Origin of the sequence: Pseudomonas sp. EggHat1 (assembly GCF_014892995.1) — a bacterium.
In the GTDB taxonomy this organism is placed as follows: Bacteria; Pseudomonadota; Gammaproteobacteria; order Pseudomonadales; family Pseudomonadaceae; genus Aquipseudomonas; species Aquipseudomonas chaetocerotis.
The window spans coordinates 57,595-72,564 of the sequence record NZ_JACKQK010000002.1; the positions used below are offsets into that span (position 1 = coordinate 57,595).

Below are 14,970 nucleotides of genomic sequence, written 5' to 3' on the forward strand. Positions count from 1 at the left end.
TCGCAGGGGTAAAGCAAGCCTTATGCGGCGATCATGGCGACATAGATTGCAATGATGGGGCGAGCGAGTGGATTTCGCGGCTGAAGCCGCTCCCGCAAGAGCGGACTAGCTGCGTCGTTCGACGATGTAGCGCGCCAGCTCGCGCAGCGGTTCGGCGCTGTTGTCGAACGGGCGCAGCACGTGCAGGGCCTGGTCGCGCAGCTCCAGGGCATAGTCCTTGGCCGCGTCGAGGCCGAGCAGTGCAGGGTAAGTGGGTTTGTCGTGGGCTTCGTCCTTGCCCTGGGTCTTGCCCAGGGTGGCGGTGTCGCTCTCCACGTCGAGGATGTCGTCCTGCACCTGGAAGGCCAGGCCGATGGCGCGGGCGTATTGCCGCAGGGCCTTGTGCGCGAGCTCGTCGGTGTTGCCACTGGCCAGGGCGCCGAGCGCCACGCTGGCCTCGATCAGCGCGCCGGTCTTGTGCCGGTGCATCACTTCCAGCGCCTGCTGGTCGAGCCTCTGGCCGACCGAGCCGAGGTCGATGGCCTGGCCGCCGACCATGCCGGCCGGGCCAGCAGCCTGGCTCAGCAATTCGATCATCTGCAGTCGCGTCTCGGCATCCTGCGGATTGCGCCGGCGGTCGGCGAGCACTTCGAAGGCCAGGCTTTGCAGACCATCGCCGGCAAGGATGGCACTGGCTTCGTCGAAGGCCTTGTGGGTGGTCGGCTGGCCGCGACGCAGATCGTCGTCGTCCATCGCCGGCAGATCGTCATGCACCAGCGAGTAGGCGTGAATCAGTTCCACCGCACAGGCGGCACCATCGGCCCGTTCGAGATCACCTTCGAGAGCCTCGCAAGCGGCATAGACCAGCAGAGGGCGCACACGCTTGCCACCGTTCATCACGCTGTAGCGCATGGCCTGGTAGAGGCGCTCGAGCTCCGTGCGTGGTGCTTGAAACAGCGTTTCCAGTGCCGTGTCGACGCGGGTCTGGCAGCGTTTCTGATACGCCGCAATCATGCGTGCTCGTCCGTGTCGAAGGGCGCGGGCTGCAACTCGCCGTCGCGCTCGAGCAGAATCTGCACTTTCTGCTCGGCCTGGGCCAGGGCGGCCTGGCATTCGCGGGTCAGGCCGATGCCCTGTTCGAAGGCGGTCAGCGAGTCTTCCAGCGACAGCTCGCCGCTCTCCATGCGCTCGACCAGCGTCTGCAGTTCGGCGAGGGAGTGTTCGAAGTCAGGGGCGGCTTTCTTGCGGGCCATGGCGGCGGGTCTCGGGCAGCGTGTAAACGGGCGCGACACTAGCAGAGGCTTGCTGCTCGGGCAAATCAGCTGGGCAGCAAGTGTGCTGGCCGAGGGCGCAGTCCGGGATTGGTGCCTGCGCAGGGTGCGCCGCGCGCACCGCCGTGGAACCCTGGTGCGTACGGCGCACCCTACGGTCCGAGCACGCTACGGCGGCAATGGCTTGTACCGCGATGTCCCCGGTAGGGTGCGCCGTGCGCACCGGCTCTACCTCGGATGCGGGTTTTGGTGCGCATGGCGCATCCCACGGTCTATCCCAGATAGGTGCTCCAGAAGTAGTACAGCGTCATCGTGCTGCCGACCAGGATGACAAAGCTGCGCAGCAGTGCCGGTGGTAGTTTCTCGCCCAGTGCGCCGCCGGCATAACCACCCAGGGTGGCGCCGGTGAGCAGGATCGCCAGCTCGTACCAGCTGACTCGGCCGGCGATGACGAAGGTCAGCGTGGCGATGCTGTAGATCACCGCCGAGATCAGGTTCTTCAGTGCGTTGGCGCGGGCCAGTGGGTGACCTTCGATAGAAAACGCAGCGAGCTGCAGAATGCCCATGCCGGCGCCGAAGTAGCCGCCGTAGATCGATACGCCAATGTGCGCACCCAGCGACAACGGCGTATGTGGCGGATGCTCGGCTGCCTTGCGTCGTGCCGCCAGCGCGCGACCCAGCCAGGGGCTGGCGGCGAACAGCGCGGTGGCCGCCAGCAACAGCCAGGGAATCAGCACGCGGAACACGTCGTCGCCGCCGGCCAGCAGCAACAGTCCGCCGAGCAGACCGCCAGCCAGGCCGGCCAGCAGCAGCGGAATCAGGTAACGCCCTAGCGGGCGCAGCGAGGCGCGCGCAGCCCAGGCGCCGGCTAGGCTGGCCGGCCACAGCGCCACGGCGTTGGTGGCATTGGCCGTCACCGGCGGCAGGCCGGCGGCGAGCAGGGCCGGGAAGGAGAAGAAGGTGCCGCCGCCGGCGAGGGCATTCATGCCGCCGGCGGCGAAACCGGCGAGGGCCAACAGCAGCAGATCGAACAGGGGCATCAGGCAGGCTCGCACAAAAAGAGTGCAGCATAAGACCTGAGGTATTACTCAGCCAGCCCGACCATTGGCTCAGGGCGTATCGTCGCCCATGCCGTCATTGATCGGGATGCCCAGCTCACGCATCTGCTCGATCAGATGAGCGCGTGTATCCGGCAGGTTGAGCATGCTCACCTTGCGCAGTTGGGCCACCTCATCGGCGCTGTACGGCTGGTAATGCGCCGGCATGCTCTTGCCGGCCATGCCGTCCTCGCGCAGCAGCCAGTTGAGCAAGTCGGCCAGTTGGGCGTCGTTGAGCGCCGATTGCGACATGCCGGGCACGCGCACCAGGAATTCACGCCCGCCCTCGACCTTGAGAAAGTGGCCGACGAAATCCTTCATGTTCGGCGTGTCGTTGGCCTTCGAGCCCGTGCCGTCGTCCAGGTGGCAGCCGGCACACTGCAGCTGGTAGTTGACCGGCGTGCTGTACTGGGCCTGGGCAATGGGCTTCTGTTGCTCCTCGTTGCCGGGAGCAGGCCGCTGGTCGGGGTTGGGAATGGCGCGAGCCATGGCCAGAGGGGCGACCATGGCACAGGCCAGTCCGATCATGAATGCACGCATGGTCGCCCCCTGTCTCACACTGCGACGCCGCGGATTACGGCAACCGTGCAGTTGTAGATGCTCGACTTGGCGGCCAGGCACCAGTTGATGTCGTTGTTGTTGAACGGCCGGTACAGTGGCTCCTCGCTGTCGTTGCGGGTGCAGGCGCACTGGGCGCAGCTGTGCTTACCGCAGCAGTCGTTGTAGGCAATGATGTAGTCCTTGCCATCGCCCGGGTTGCGGCAGGTGCCGATCCAGGTAACTTGCGATACTTCGGTGCCCGGTGGGCAGGAGGTCACGGTGCCGCCGCAGCAGCTGCACAGGAAGCCGTCGATGGAGCAGTAGCGCCAGTAATCGCAGCTGTTGGGGTCGCCTGGATCACCGGCTTTCGGTGCCTCGGCGGCCAGCGCCTTGCTGGTGCGGTCAATGGGCAGCAGCACCGGCAGGGCGGCACCGGCGACCATCAGCGAGCCGAGGCGACCGAGGAAGTTGCGTCGTGAGGTGGTGTCGGCCACATGGCGAGTGGAGCGTTCGAACAGGCGGTCTAGCAATTTCATGTCAGGGCTCCCTGGCTCAGTGGTTGTGCGCGCCGTGGGCGTGCTGGCTGTTGTGCAGGTACTGCTGGAGGGTGGCGCTACCCAGGTGCTCGGTCTCGAACAGGCTGTCGAGGTGCTCGCGGGAGTTGACCAGGCCCTTGGCGCGCAGCACGCCAGCGTTATCGATCAGGGCCGCATAGGGCAGTTTGCCGATCTGGTAGGTCATGCCCACTTCGGGGCTTACCACGTAGGTGGCGTCTTCCAGCTTGTGTTCGGCTATCAGGGCCTTCTGCGCATCCATGTCGCCGTCGCTGACGTAGATCACGTCGAGACGATGGGCTTGTTCCTTGGCGATGGACTTGATCGACGGCAGCAGGGATTTGCAGATCGGGCAGGTGGGCGATAGGAAGAACAGCAGCTGCGCCTTATCGCCGGCATAGCCTATGTTCACCGGACGCCCGCTGCGGTCGGCGGCAGTCAGTTGCGGTGCGGGCTCGTTGACGGCCACGCCTTTGTCGACCATGAGCGCGCCGGCTGGCGCCAGGCGACCATGCAGAACGCCGATCTGGCGTACCAGCCCCATGACGGCGAAGGCCAGGGCGATCAGCAGGCACCAGAGCAGAATGTTAGAAACGATCAGAGCTTCCATGATTCACCTTCCAATGAGTTTGAGCAGACGAGGGCTGTTGGCCATCAGGCCATCAGCAGCGGCGTAGATCAGCAGGGCCACGGCACTGGCAGCGATGACGACGAAACCGTCGAACACGCCCAGACCACGGCTCAGTGGAGCGAGACTGGCGACCAGTGCCAATCCCACCAGAACGGCATTGCGTGCCAGCAGCACCGGGCGAATCGGCTGCGCTTGTTGTGGCCCGGCGCAACCGCAATCGATATCACGTCGACCACGCCAGAGGTTGATGGCTATGGCCAGGGCGTAGCCCGCGAGCAGCGCAGCAGCAGCGAAGGCCGCGACCTGACGCGCTGCGGGAACCAGCAGGGCGAAGGCCAGGGCCGCCTCGATCCAGAGTAGAACCCGAGCTACGGGGCGCACCAGGGCTTGCGGCAGCAACTGGTATTCCTCCAATTGGCTGGCGAAACGAGCCGGTGCGCGCAGTTTGTGGGTCGCGGCGCTGGCCAGGATCACCGATACCGCGAGTGCGGCAGCGATGACGAATATCGGATCGGGTTGCATGGCTGCACCTCGTCAGTGACTGAGTATGTGAATCGCGGTCTTGGCGATGCTTTCCACGGTTCCGGTATGTTTGCCGCTGGTCAGGTCGAAGACCTCAAGTCCGCCGACCACATTGGCGCCGAGTAGTCGCGGCTGGTCATCGGTGGTCGCTTGCAGGCTCCAGATCGGCGCCGGGGCTTCCATAGTGCCGATTCGCTTGCGCGTCTTCAGGTCGTAGACCCAGATGATCGTGCTCGGATCTTCCCATTTCAGCGGTTCGTGGGCGTCGTGCATCAGTGCGTATAGGCGATTGAGCTTCGGCGCGACGGCAATCAGTTGCCAACCGCCCGGCGCCCAGCCAGCTTTCTTGTCGGCGGCTTCGCTGACCAGCTCCCAGGCCGGAATGATCTTCGGTTTCTCGCCAGAGAAGTCCACGGCGCGCACGGTGCCGGTGGTAGTGACGAAGTAGTAGGTATCGCCCACTGCGTAGGCGCGCTCCACCAGCTTCTCGGCGTTCGGGTCGAAGAAGGTGGTGTGGGTGCGGGCAGTCTCCTTGCCGGCGTCGTCCAGGGTGACCACCTGCAGGTTGCCGTCGCCGCACAGCGAGGCGAAGCGGCGCGTGCCGACCGGGTAGTTGAGCACGCAGCCTGGAATCGAGATCTCGCTGACTACTTTCTTGGCTTGGGTGTCGACCACCGTCACCGAGGTCGAGGGCGTGAAATTGTAGATGTAGATAAAACGGTCATCCGAGCTGGCGCCCAGAGCGTGGCGTTCTGGCAGCATCACCGCACGCTTGTTGGGGATTTCCACTTCCCAGTCGGGCGACAGGGTGCTGGTGTTCCAGGCGGTGAGCACGTCGGTGCGGGTGCCGCGGGTGCCGCGCGAATAGAACAGGTCGGCGGTGTACAGGTACTTGCCGTCGTGGCTCAGGGTCGAGGGCGCGGCGAAACCGGTGCTGACCATGCCAAGCATGCGCTTGCTGTCCGGATCGACCACGGTGATCCGTCCCGTCACCAGGTTCTCGAATTCGGCATCGACGATATAGGCACGGTGCGGCGACGGCGGGAAGGGCAGGGTTTCCTGGCCGATGGTGTCACGGGGAAGCTCGGCATAGGCGCCGAGCCCCACCAGGGACAGACCCAGCGCCAGGGCCGTCTGTCTGATGATCCGAGGTGTTCGCATGGGGTTCTCCTTGTTGTCGGGAGTACGGGGCATTGCCCAAGGAGTCGAGCGCAGTCGGGCTGGATGGCGGGTGAGCATGCAGACGTTCTCCGAGGGAAAATGATTCGGGATGGGCATCACCACGATCTTAAAAACGCAGCTCACTGGCTTGTAAGCGCCTGCAAGAAACTTGTATTTGCCTGCCAGCGTGCAGGCCTGGTAACGACGTGTCATGCCCACAAGAGTGATCTGGCAGGCATGGGCAAGTGAATGGCAGGCAGATGAAAGAGTTCGAGGTGGGCAGAGCATAGCGTCGGGGAGCTGTCAGAAGTGGCCTGAGAAAAAACGATACTTAATATCTTGGCCATGAATGTAGGCGTTTAACGTCCGCACAAGTGCTGACGTTGAGTTCACGTTCATCGTGATGAGGGGCCTCAAATGCTCGGTGCTCAGGTTTTTCTTGGGTGTCGGCTAGATTGCGCTGACAGGTAAGTATCGTCGTTTACGCAGTTGAGCCGAGCGCTGTTGAGTATATCGGTCGAAAGACTAATCAACTTATTGAGTTGTTGCCCGTAAATACGTTTTTGCGCTATCCGGATCTCGACATCGCCGAAGTCAAGTTCTGCGCAAAAAGTCTCTGAACTCGCTGATGCTTCATTAATAACGAGTTGGGCAAGCGGCTGCGGTTAATGCGTTCCCGCCTGTGCCAAAAGTCGAGAGAAATAATGCTCATTTGCCGATCATGAAGTCCGTTTTCGCATCTGCCCCTCGCTCGACAAATTTTCGTGCGTAACCTGGTAATGGCTTAATCAGCGGATGTTCGTTGCCAATGTGCGGCGACGACGGCCTCTCCCCATGTTATTGGCCTTTTGGCGCAGCTCTGGACGCATTCTGGCAGAAATGTCCAAAAGCTTGGCAGTGCTGCACATGTCGCTGCTCTCTTTGCGCTGCACACTATTTTGGTCACAAGACTCCGGCTCAGGCAGGCAAACGAGCACGTTGGCCAAGGCTCGGGGCTTATCCCCGTCACTAAGGTAGGTCTGTATGTCTCTGTCATTGGAAAACCCTTCTTCGTACTACACCATGACCCGCAAATATGATCTCCACTACGGTGATCTAGAGGGTGATATCGACGCTCAGGTGGTTATCATCGGTGGCGGATTTTCCGGAATTAATACCGCCTTGGAACTGGCTGAGCGCGGTATCACTGACGTGGTGGTGCTAGAAGCAAACTACCTGGGTTTCGGTGGCTCAGGACGTAACGGCGGACATGTGATGGCCGGTATCGGTCATGACTTGGAAACGATTGAGAAGGATGTCGGGCCCGAAGGCCTGAAGGCGATTTTCGAAATCAGCGACTTGGGCGCCAGTCTGATCAAGCAGCGCATCGCCCGCTACGATATCCAGGCGGACTTCCGTCACGGCTACGGCTACATGGGCTTCAACAAGCGCCAGGGCAAGCTGCTGCAGGGATGGGAAAAAGACTTCCAGAGCCTCAATCCCGGTCAGGAAATCACCTATCTGGAAGGTGCCGACGTGCAGAGCATCGTCGGTGCTGAGATTTACACCTGTGGCCTAAAGCATATGGGCAACGGTCAGGTGCACTCGCTCAATCTGTTGCTGGGGCAGGCCAAAGCTTTCACCGAGCTCTACGGCGGTCGCATCTTCGAGCAATCCCCGGTACTGCAGATTCAGTACGGACCGAAGATCATGGTGCGCACTGCCAAGGGCACGGTCAAGGCCGACAAGTTACTGCTAAGTTGCGGCGCTTTCCTCAATAAGCTCGATCGCTCGCTCGATCGCGCTGCCATCAATGTCTACGCGTTCAATACCGTCACTGAGCCACTGTCCGACGAGTTGATCCAGCGCATCAGTCCGATCCGTGGAGCGTTCAGCGACATCACGCCGATCATCGACTACTACCGCATCACCCCTGACAACCGGCTCATGTATGGCACCGCCGGCATGTTACTGGAATACGTGCCGCGCGATCTCAAGGCGTGGAACCATAAAAAGCTGTTGCGCCTGTTCCCCTACTTGGCCGATACCCGTATCGACCTGGCGTGGGGGGGGCCGATGGACTGCACGCTCAACCTGTTCCCGCAGGTCGGGACGCTGGAGGGGCACGACAATGTGTTCTATGTGCAGGGCTATTCCGGCTTTGGTGTCACCCCCAGTCAGGTGATCGCCAAGGTCATCGTCGACGGCATGACCGGCGGCTCACCTGCTTGGCGGGCAATGAGTTCGATCCCTCTTCGACGTATTCACGGCAAGGATCGCTATCGCGCGTTGATCTGCACCCTCGGCAAGATAACCCGCCAGCTCAATGCTTACCGGGTGGGGCGCCGCTGAGGCTGGCGTGGTCGGGACACCGCTACCTAGCACTACACATCCAATCCAGGATCACATTATGAAAACAACAGTATCCAATCCGATTGACAATACCTCTGTGTACATCTGCGCAGGACTGGTTTCCGCCGCCGGAGCACTCCTACTTAATGTGCTGCCGGTGTTGTTCGGCGCCCTGGCCGAGCAGTTCGGCTACGGCGAGCAACAACTTGGCACCCTTGCTATGGCCATGAATCTTGGTTTCGGGGTGCTCGGCCTAGCATCGCTACTGTGGATCCAGCGGGTTAGCTGGCGGATCATCTCCACTCTGGCTTCGCTGCTGGTTGCAGCAGCGGTCGCGGCCGTTCTCCGTGGTCCCTCCTACGAGCAGCTCTTGCTGCTCATGGCGCTGGCCGGAGGTGGTACCGGTGCGTTGTATGCGTTGGCAATGACCATCTTTGGCGACAGCGCACAACCTGAGCGTGCATTCGGTTTCAAACTCGGCATGGAAACCGTGCCGGGGGCAGTATTGTTGATAGTCCTGCCAGTACTGGTGGCGCCGCAATGGGGCTTCCAGGGCATGCTGATCGCCTTGGTCATCAGCATCGTGTTGATGGGCATCATTCCGTTGCCCTGGGTGCCGCGGCACAGTGTGCGGCATCTTGAGTCCCGCGCCGGCGAGGCGCCGGTTGCCTGCCGTAAGAGTCGCGCCATTGTCTGGCTGAGCCTGCTCGCCAGTCTGGTTTTCCTCACTGGGATCATGTCGGTATGGGCGTTCCTCGAACTGATGGGGAAGAAAAGTGGTTTGTCCTCGGACGCCATCGGCACTGTGCTGGCGCTTGGCTTCATCATCAATGCTGGGGGCGGCTTTATTGCTTCCTCGATAGGTCTGAAAGCTGGGCGTTTCCTGCCAGTCGCTGTGATCATCTGCGCTGAGATAGCTGGTCTGGTGCTGCTAGGACAGTTCGCCTCACTGTTTACCTACGTAGTGGGGGTGATGTGCTTCCTTTTCTCGATTAGCTTTGTGCTGGCCTACACCTTCGGTGTGATGGCTGAGTTCGATTTTTCGGGCAGGCTGGTGGCTCTGGGCGCATTGTGCTTGTCGGTCGGCGCAGCGGTGGGACCGGCCGTAGGTGGTTTCTTGATTGAGGCATTTGGTTATACGGCTGTACTGCTGTTCTCTGGCGCTTGCTCGATCAGTGTCCTAGCTATTTATGGTGCCGCGGTACTCCGCTCCCAGCAGGTTAGCGAACGTGTCTTAATCGACAGCGCGGCTGTGCTTCCGAAGCTATAACGCAGTTGCTTCATAGAAAAGGCTCGTCGGGGACCCCGGGCGAGCCTTTTAGGTTTTTGCTAAGGCTTGGGTTGGTGGGCTTGGATGAATTCATCGAGGCGCACGCTGGCTTCTCGGTATTTGCCGGTCGCCGCAAGGGCAAGGGCTTCGACCTGGGCTTGCTCCTGTTCCAGCACGTACATATAGAACGTGCGATGTTGGGCAGCGACCTTGGCTGTGACGTCACTTAGCTCGCGGTAGTAGCTGTCGGTCGACTTTGCCATGGTCTTAAGCATGCTTTCGGGAAAGAAACGGTAGTACAGCGACGCCGAACGACCCTTCAACCAGGCCGATAAAGCGCTGGGCTTGAGCTGCAATTCTGCTGCCACTGGGGCGTAGCGAGCCTGGTTAAGTGCTTCGAGCGCTGCGTAGCTGTGCCAGAACTGTTTCGCGTCCTGCTCCAAGTCCCGCGCGGTGATGGCAGCAATCGCGTAGCGTGCGGTAGCGCGGTTGGTCAGTTCGCCCTGCATGGTGGTTTTGAAGGGTTTGAGATCCACTGTGGTAGCTATATCAGGGTTAGCCATAGCTGTTGCACAGATCAGGGAGAGTGTGAGGATAGAGGGTTTGAGCATCGGTTACTCGCGAGATGGGGGTAGATAACGCCCATCCATTGAAGCGCAAGTATCGCAGCGGGCCTTGTTCTTGGCTGCCAGTCACGGGTATCTCCCTGCCAGACCGCGCAAGATCGGGTTAGCGCTGGCAGTAGGCTGCAAAGAGCTTTCCAGCAGGTTTGGAAGGTGTCATCACGTGGCAGATGTGTGGGTCCGATGCGAGCTGATTTGCGACTGATCTATGAGTCGATCATGACCCATTGGTCTCGGCCATTTTGCTCACGCCCCCTCGCTCCACTGACTTGTGCCGCAATTGCTGGAGGCTTTTGGCTCTGTTGTCTAGTAACCATGGTGTAGTGGATTGTGTTCTGGTACGGCTGATGGACCTGGCGCAGGGTGTTCAATTCAGTAGCGACTTATTATTGCTAAATTCACGTGAATATTTCAGTGTGTTGTCTGCCGATCTTCATAGGAGGTGGTTAATGAATGGTCACGCGATGTCTGCCTGGAACGAGAAGGTTCACGCCTTGTGCGGACGTTTCGAAACTCGTTTTGATCATTGCCAGAATCTTTTTATCGGGGAATTTCGAAGCACGCTGTTGGGTGCTGCACGTGTCGCCCACATCCGTAGCAACGCCAATGTCATCGCCCGATCGGGGCGTGAAGCGAGGCGTGATGCCGATTCGCATTGTTTTCTTGTGTTACAGCGTTATGGGAGCATGTCCTTAGAGCTTGGCGATCGAGTTACAGAGCTGCGCGAAGGTGACTTAGCATTGCTTGATCCTGCTCAGGCGATGAAGATGGTTCCCCAAGGTCTGTTCTCACATTTGTCGATCCACCTGCCTCGTGAGCGTTTGAAAGAATTTGAACGTAGCCGCTATGGCAGGCTCTCCACGGCAGGCGCTTGTGGCCAATTGCTGAGTACCCTGATGTGTCAGGTGGCTGACGGTGAGCTTGAGCAGTGGGCCTGTTCGGCGGACGGTACTGGCTTGCAGGCCGCCTTGATTGGATTGCTCAGCTCGGTGCTGGAATACCAGACGCGAGATGCTTCGCCAGGTCTGCATTTACATGAAGTGCAGGCGTTAATTCAGCAGCGCCTTCATACCCCTCGGCTGAGCCCCACTTCTCTCGCCGAGGAGTTGGGTATCTCCGGCCGCCAGTTGTACCGTCTATTCGAGGCCAGCGGCGACAGTGTGTGCCGCTATATTTTACGTGAGCGGCTGCTCAAAGCTGCTCAGGATCTGCGGAACCCGGCTTGCCGCCATCGCTCGATCACCGACATCGGTACCCGTTGGGGATTCGCCGATTCCGCGCATTTCTCTAAATCCTTCAAAAAGCACCTGGGCATGACGCCGCGTAACTACCGCATGTAGGAGAGTCGTACGGCTCTGCACGAATAGGCTGGCCCGCGAGATTCCGGGTCAAACAAGACAATGTGGTTACCGCTCTTGATTTCCGGCGTAGATAGCTGGCGACTCTGCATGCCTGTTCGGCGCTATCACCATTGGTCGTATGAGTGCTCCTGCTCCGATGGGCATCTGGCGATAAGTGTGCTGGCGCACTCGTTAACGTAAGCAGCCGCCATGCCTCTTGCGGGTAACTGGCAATGTATAAGTCAGGCGCTGGCGGCCATATCCAAAAGCGTGGCAGGGCGGAACCTGTAAGGCGTGCAGTGATGTTGCAAACTCGGTACTGGATTAAAAATCCAGGTTCCTAACTTTGTAGAGGGGAGTTGAAATGTCTATTGAACAAGCCGTCCAGCAACTGCAAGCAAGCTGCCAGGCTCACGATGTCGATGGTGTATTGAGGATTTTTGCCGCCGACGCCACCATCTCGGGAGAAGGTGTTCCCGGGATCCTGCAGGGCGAAGTCGGCGTGCGTGCCGCTGTTGCCCAAATGTTTGAGTTGACGCCGTCTCTCACCATCTCGATCTGCCTGCAGCAACAGGCCAGCGCTGACAGCGTGGTCACCTGGCTGAACTGGAGTTCGCCAGGTCCTCAGGGCGAGAGCATTACCTTTCGCTCTCTGACTACTTGGCGCCGCCATGGCGATAGCTGGCAAATCGTCGCTGATTTCTATGGTATGGGTCAGTTTGAGGGCTGACCACAAGGATTTCCACGGGCGGTTTGAAAAGGGCTGAAAACTTCATATCTTGCCGGGCGACTCTACGACGCATTCGTGGGTTATGAAACCGCTCGATGTAGTTGAATAGAACCGCCCGTGCTTCATAACGAGTTCGATACGACTGATGGACAATGTCCTCCCGTTTGAGCGAACTTAAGAAGCATTCACCGCTCGCGTTATCGTCGCAATGCCCGACGGTACTTATGCTGCAGCTCCGCATGTTGCGATTCACAAAACGCTGGTAGTCAACATTGTCCAGTGGACCTCCAGAATGTGCTTCACCAAGCGCGCACTCTTTTGAGCGCGCGGACCTGGGGGCGCAAACTTGCCAGGCGCAATAGCCCTTGGCAGAAACTCTCAAGCAAAGGTTCATCGGTCCTACCGGGGGCTCGTTGCGACTGCTCTCGATCATCGTGTAGTGCTCGATGACTCCTTGGCAAAGGACGCTGCCGCGTCTCTAAAATCACGTTCCTTGGTTACTCGGGCCAGCTCGCTCTTGAGGCGGGGAAGCTCCTCACCCCACGGGCTTCCTGTTACGGGAAAGGCTCTATCTGTAAATGGTTGTGCCTCTCGAACCTAGTGTGTGAGCAAGTTGGGAGCAACACAAATCTCCAGGGCCGCCTGTCGGCAACTCGCCCCTGAGCGACGAACCAATTCGATGGCTTCCTGCTTGAATCGTGGGCTGTATTTATTGCGCTTGGACGTGAGCATTTCTTCAGCTCGGTACGGGCTCACTCAAAAGTGTCCGTGCTATCGGGGTTAGAACCCGCAGCCCGCTGGCTTGTAAGCGCCTGCAAGAAACTTGTATTTGCCTGTCAGCGTTCAGCCCAGGCAGCAGCGCATCACGGGGTTCGCGCGATCTGGCAGGCGTAGGCAAGTGAATGGCAGGCAGGTGAAAGAGTGTGAGAGGGGCAGGGCATAGCGTCGGGGTCTGTCAACTTCACTCACCACTTTGGGGAAAGTCATGTCCAAACTACCCTCGTTTCGTCTCTCTACTCTCGCGCTGCTTCTCGGCGCCGCGTTACCCGCTGGCGCGGTAGAACTTTATGCCGATGACGACACGCGCTTGAACGCCGATCTCGAAGCCGTATTCGGCATATTTAACAGCCGTGAGAACTATGCCCCGAGCGGGCGACTGGGAGAAGGCAGTTCCTCCTGGCGTGAGGGCTACGTCAAGTATGGCCTGAGTTTCGAACAGGGCCTGGCGGGTTTGGGCAATTCTTATGGCGCGCTCTCCATGGTTAGTTCCGCAACCTGGGGTGATGGTGATGCCGCTGGCTTCTCCGATGGCTCAGAGCGCACCACCAAGATAGAGGATGCCTACCTCGGCTGGCGCTCGGGCACGCTCTTCGAGGCGCTCGGCGAGGACGGCGTGGACGTCTCCTTCGGCCGGCAGAACGTCATGGTCGGCGATGGTTTCCTGATCAACGGTGATGCGTTGAACATCGGCAAGGGGCTGGCCGATGGCGAATTCAATCGTGGTGGCGCCTACTACCTGGCGGCGCGCAAGACCTTCGACCAGACTGCGGTGCTGCGCTTGGGTGGGCAGCAGGGCTGGCGGGGCGACCTGATGTGGCTGAAATCCGACAACCGTGCGCAGGCCAAGACCGAACTCTACGTCGGTACGCTGGAGCATGTAGCTGATGCCGGTACGGTAGGCCTCACTTATATCCGCACGCGTGATGTCGACGAGCGCTACGCTTCGCCGTCGCAGCTCCAACGCAAAGACATGGAGACCTATAGCCTGCGTGCGGCGGGCAACGCCGGCGTGGAGAACCTGTCGCTGTCCGGCGAGTACGCCATGCAGGACCGCGACCAGGGCACTGACGAGAATGCCTGGTACCTGGAGGCCGGCTGGACTTTCGCTGATGTCGCCTGGTCGCCGACCCTCAGTTACCGCTACAGTCGTTTCTCGGAAGGTTACGACACGCTGTTCTACGGTTTCAGCCGTGGCTATGGCACCTGGTTCCAGGGTGAGGTAGCGGGCAACTACGCCGGGCCGTTCAACACTAACAGTCGTGTGCATCACGTCGGCCTGCGTGCCAGCCCCTTGGAGAACCTCAGTGTCGGCGCGCTGTGGTTCGACTTCGACACGCTTGATCGTGAGCGTGGTGACTTCTCCGGCCGCGAGCTGAATCTCTACGCTGAATGGGGACTGACCGAAAATCTGGTGGTGATGCCGGTTGTGGGCCTGTATCAGCCGAAGAAAAGTGCTGAGAACGGTGGCGCTCAATTGGGTAACAACGACCGCAACCTCTACAGCCAACTGGTTTTCGCCTTCCACTTCTGATGCCTGACACACGTGCCTCGCCAGCCTTTGCTGGCGAGGTACTGTAAGCCGTGAGGCGCGATGCCGCGGTGCAACGATTACGAGAATTATCTATTATCTCGCCTTATTCCCATCGAAGCGGTCTATCCATGAAGGTGCCGAAGAAACGTCGCAATCGCTATAACCCGATCAGCGAAGATTTTCACAAGGAAGAGTTTCCGTTCTATTGGCTGGTGCGTGTTCACGCCCGCTATTCGATGAGCATGGAAAGGCTGCTGAAGAAGGTCGATCTGGACATTCCTCGTTGGCGCGTTCTCAACATCCTTTACGAAACCCAGGATGCGAGCATTTCGGAAATTTCCGAGTTCGCCGTGGCCAAACTGTCGACCATTACCAAGATCGTCTACCGGATGAAAGACGATGGTCTGGTCGATACCCGCCAGAGCGATATCGACGGTCGCGTTACTCAGGTTTCCATCACGGAAAAAGGCCGTCAGGCCTACTTTGCCATGCATGAGGTCACCGCAGAGCTGTTTCATGCCGGTTTCAAGGGGATGACCGAGGCGCAGATTCGCAAGCTCAACCAGACCCTGGCGACCATGTTCGACAACCTTTCTGAGATCTGACTCGT

General features: G+C 59.8%; 15 protein-coding genes and 1 pseudogene. 6 read left to right on the forward strand and 10 right to left on the reverse strand.

The window, feature by feature from the left end:
- Positions 1-105 precede the first annotated feature (105 nt).
- The 8 genes from INS93_RS04495 to INS93_RS04530 all read right to left on the reverse strand — a co-directional run bounded on the left by INS93_RS04495 (position 106) and on the right by INS93_RS04530 (position 5,755).
- The gene (locus INS93_RS04495; RefSeq protein WP_192980454.1) at positions 106-993 is read right to left on the reverse strand and encodes a polyprenyl synthetase family protein; all 888 of its coding nucleotides are present in this window, start codon (positions 991-993) and stop codon (positions 106-108) included.
- Positions 990-1,232 carry an exodeoxyribonuclease VII small subunit gene (locus tag INS93_RS04500; protein ID WP_192980455.1) on the reverse strand — a complete coding sequence of 81 codons (243 nt, stop codon included), beginning with the start codon at positions 1,230-1,232 and terminating at the stop codon, positions 990-992. Before INS93_RS04500 ends, INS93_RS04495 begins: the two co-directional genes overlap by 4 nt.
- A 290-nt stretch (positions 1,233-1,522) precedes the next feature.
- Positions 1,523-2,290 (reverse strand): sulfite exporter TauE/SafE family protein, encoded by a 768-nt coding sequence (locus tag INS93_RS04505; RefSeq protein ID WP_192980456.1) that lies wholly within the window; start codon positions 2,288-2,290, stop codon positions 1,523-1,525.
- A 69-nt stretch (positions 2,291-2,359) separates the two neighbouring features.
- The gene (locus INS93_RS04510; protein WP_192980457.1) at positions 2,360-2,887 is read right to left on the reverse strand and encodes a cytochrome C; all 528 of its coding nucleotides are present in this window, start codon (positions 2,885-2,887) and stop codon (positions 2,360-2,362) included.
- A 14-nt stretch (positions 2,888-2,901) separates the two neighbouring features.
- The gene (locus INS93_RS04515; RefSeq protein WP_192980458.1) at positions 2,902-3,423 is read right to left on the reverse strand and encodes a methylamine dehydrogenase light chain; all 522 of its coding nucleotides are present in this window, start codon (positions 3,421-3,423) and stop codon (positions 2,902-2,904) included.
- A gap of 16 nt (positions 3,424-3,439) precedes the next feature.
- Positions 3,440-4,051: a methylamine dehydrogenase accessory protein MauD gene (gene mauD / locus INS93_RS04520; RefSeq protein WP_192980459.1), complete on the reverse strand. Its 612-nt coding sequence runs from the start codon at positions 4,049-4,051 to the stop codon at positions 3,440-3,442.
- A 3-nt stretch (positions 4,052-4,054) separates the two neighbouring features.
- Positions 4,055-4,594 (reverse strand): MauE/DoxX family redox-associated membrane protein, encoded by a 540-nt coding sequence (locus tag INS93_RS04525; RefSeq protein WP_192980460.1) that lies wholly within the window; start codon positions 4,592-4,594, stop codon positions 4,055-4,057.
- Positions 4,595-4,606: 12 nt separating this feature from the next.
- On the reverse strand, positions 4,607-5,755 hold the full coding sequence (locus INS93_RS04530) for an amine dehydrogenase large subunit (protein WP_192980461.1): 1,149 nt from the start codon (positions 5,753-5,755) through the stop codon (positions 4,607-4,609).
- Between the two features lie 1,023 nt (positions 5,756-6,778).
- On the opposite strand from INS93_RS04530, the gene INS93_RS04535 reads away from it, so the two are divergent.
- Both INS93_RS04535 and INS93_RS04540 read left to right on the forward strand, forming a co-directional pair.
- Positions 6,779-8,086 (forward strand): NAD(P)/FAD-dependent oxidoreductase, encoded by a 1,308-nt coding sequence (locus tag INS93_RS04535; protein ID WP_192980462.1) that lies wholly within the window; start codon positions 6,779-6,781, stop codon positions 8,084-8,086.
- Between the two features lie 58 nt (positions 8,087-8,144).
- On the forward strand, positions 8,145-9,356 hold the full coding sequence (locus tag INS93_RS04540; RefSeq protein WP_192980463.1) for an MFS transporter: 1,212 nt from the start codon (positions 8,145-8,147) through the stop codon (positions 9,354-9,356).
- A 59-nt stretch (positions 9,357-9,415) separates the two neighbouring features.
- Here the strand turns inward: INS93_RS04540 and INS93_RS04545 are convergent, their stop codons facing one another.
- Positions 9,416-9,967 (reverse strand): hypothetical protein, encoded by a 552-nt coding sequence (locus INS93_RS04545; protein WP_192980464.1) that lies wholly within the window; start codon positions 9,965-9,967, stop codon positions 9,416-9,418.
- Positions 9,968-10,428: 461 nt separating this feature from the next.
- On the opposite strand from INS93_RS04545, the gene feaR reads away from it, so the two are divergent.
- Both feaR and INS93_RS04555 read left to right on the forward strand, forming a co-directional pair.
- Complete coding sequence (gene feaR / locus INS93_RS04550) at positions 10,429-11,319, forward strand: transcriptional regulator FeaR (RefSeq protein ID WP_192980704.1); 891 nt, start codon at positions 10,429-10,431, stop codon at positions 11,317-11,319.
- A 364-nt stretch (positions 11,320-11,683) separates the two neighbouring features.
- The gene (locus tag INS93_RS04555; protein ID WP_192980465.1) at positions 11,684-12,049 is read left to right on the forward strand and encodes a YybH family protein; all 366 of its coding nucleotides are present in this window, start codon (positions 11,684-11,686) and stop codon (positions 12,047-12,049) included.
- A gap of 13 nt (positions 12,050-12,062) precedes the next feature.
- On the opposite strand, the pseudogene INS93_RS25000 reads toward INS93_RS04555, so the two are convergent.
- Positions 12,063-12,317: pseudogene (locus INS93_RS25000) on the reverse strand (IS3 family transposase); the annotation flags it as partial.
- Positions 12,318-13,034: 717 nt separating this feature from the next.
- Here INS93_RS25000 and INS93_RS04565 point away from each other — a divergent pair.
- On the forward strand, positions 13,035-14,360 hold the full coding sequence (locus tag INS93_RS04565) for a hypothetical protein (RefSeq protein WP_192980466.1): 1,326 nt from the start codon (positions 13,035-13,037) through the stop codon (positions 14,358-14,360).
- A 128-nt stretch (positions 14,361-14,488) separates the two neighbouring features.
- Entirely contained in the window at positions 14,489-14,965 is a 477-nt protein-coding gene (locus INS93_RS04570; RefSeq protein ID WP_179526646.1) for a MarR family winged helix-turn-helix transcriptional regulator, read from the forward strand.
- The last annotated feature ends 5 nt before the right edge of the window (positions 14,966-14,970 follow it).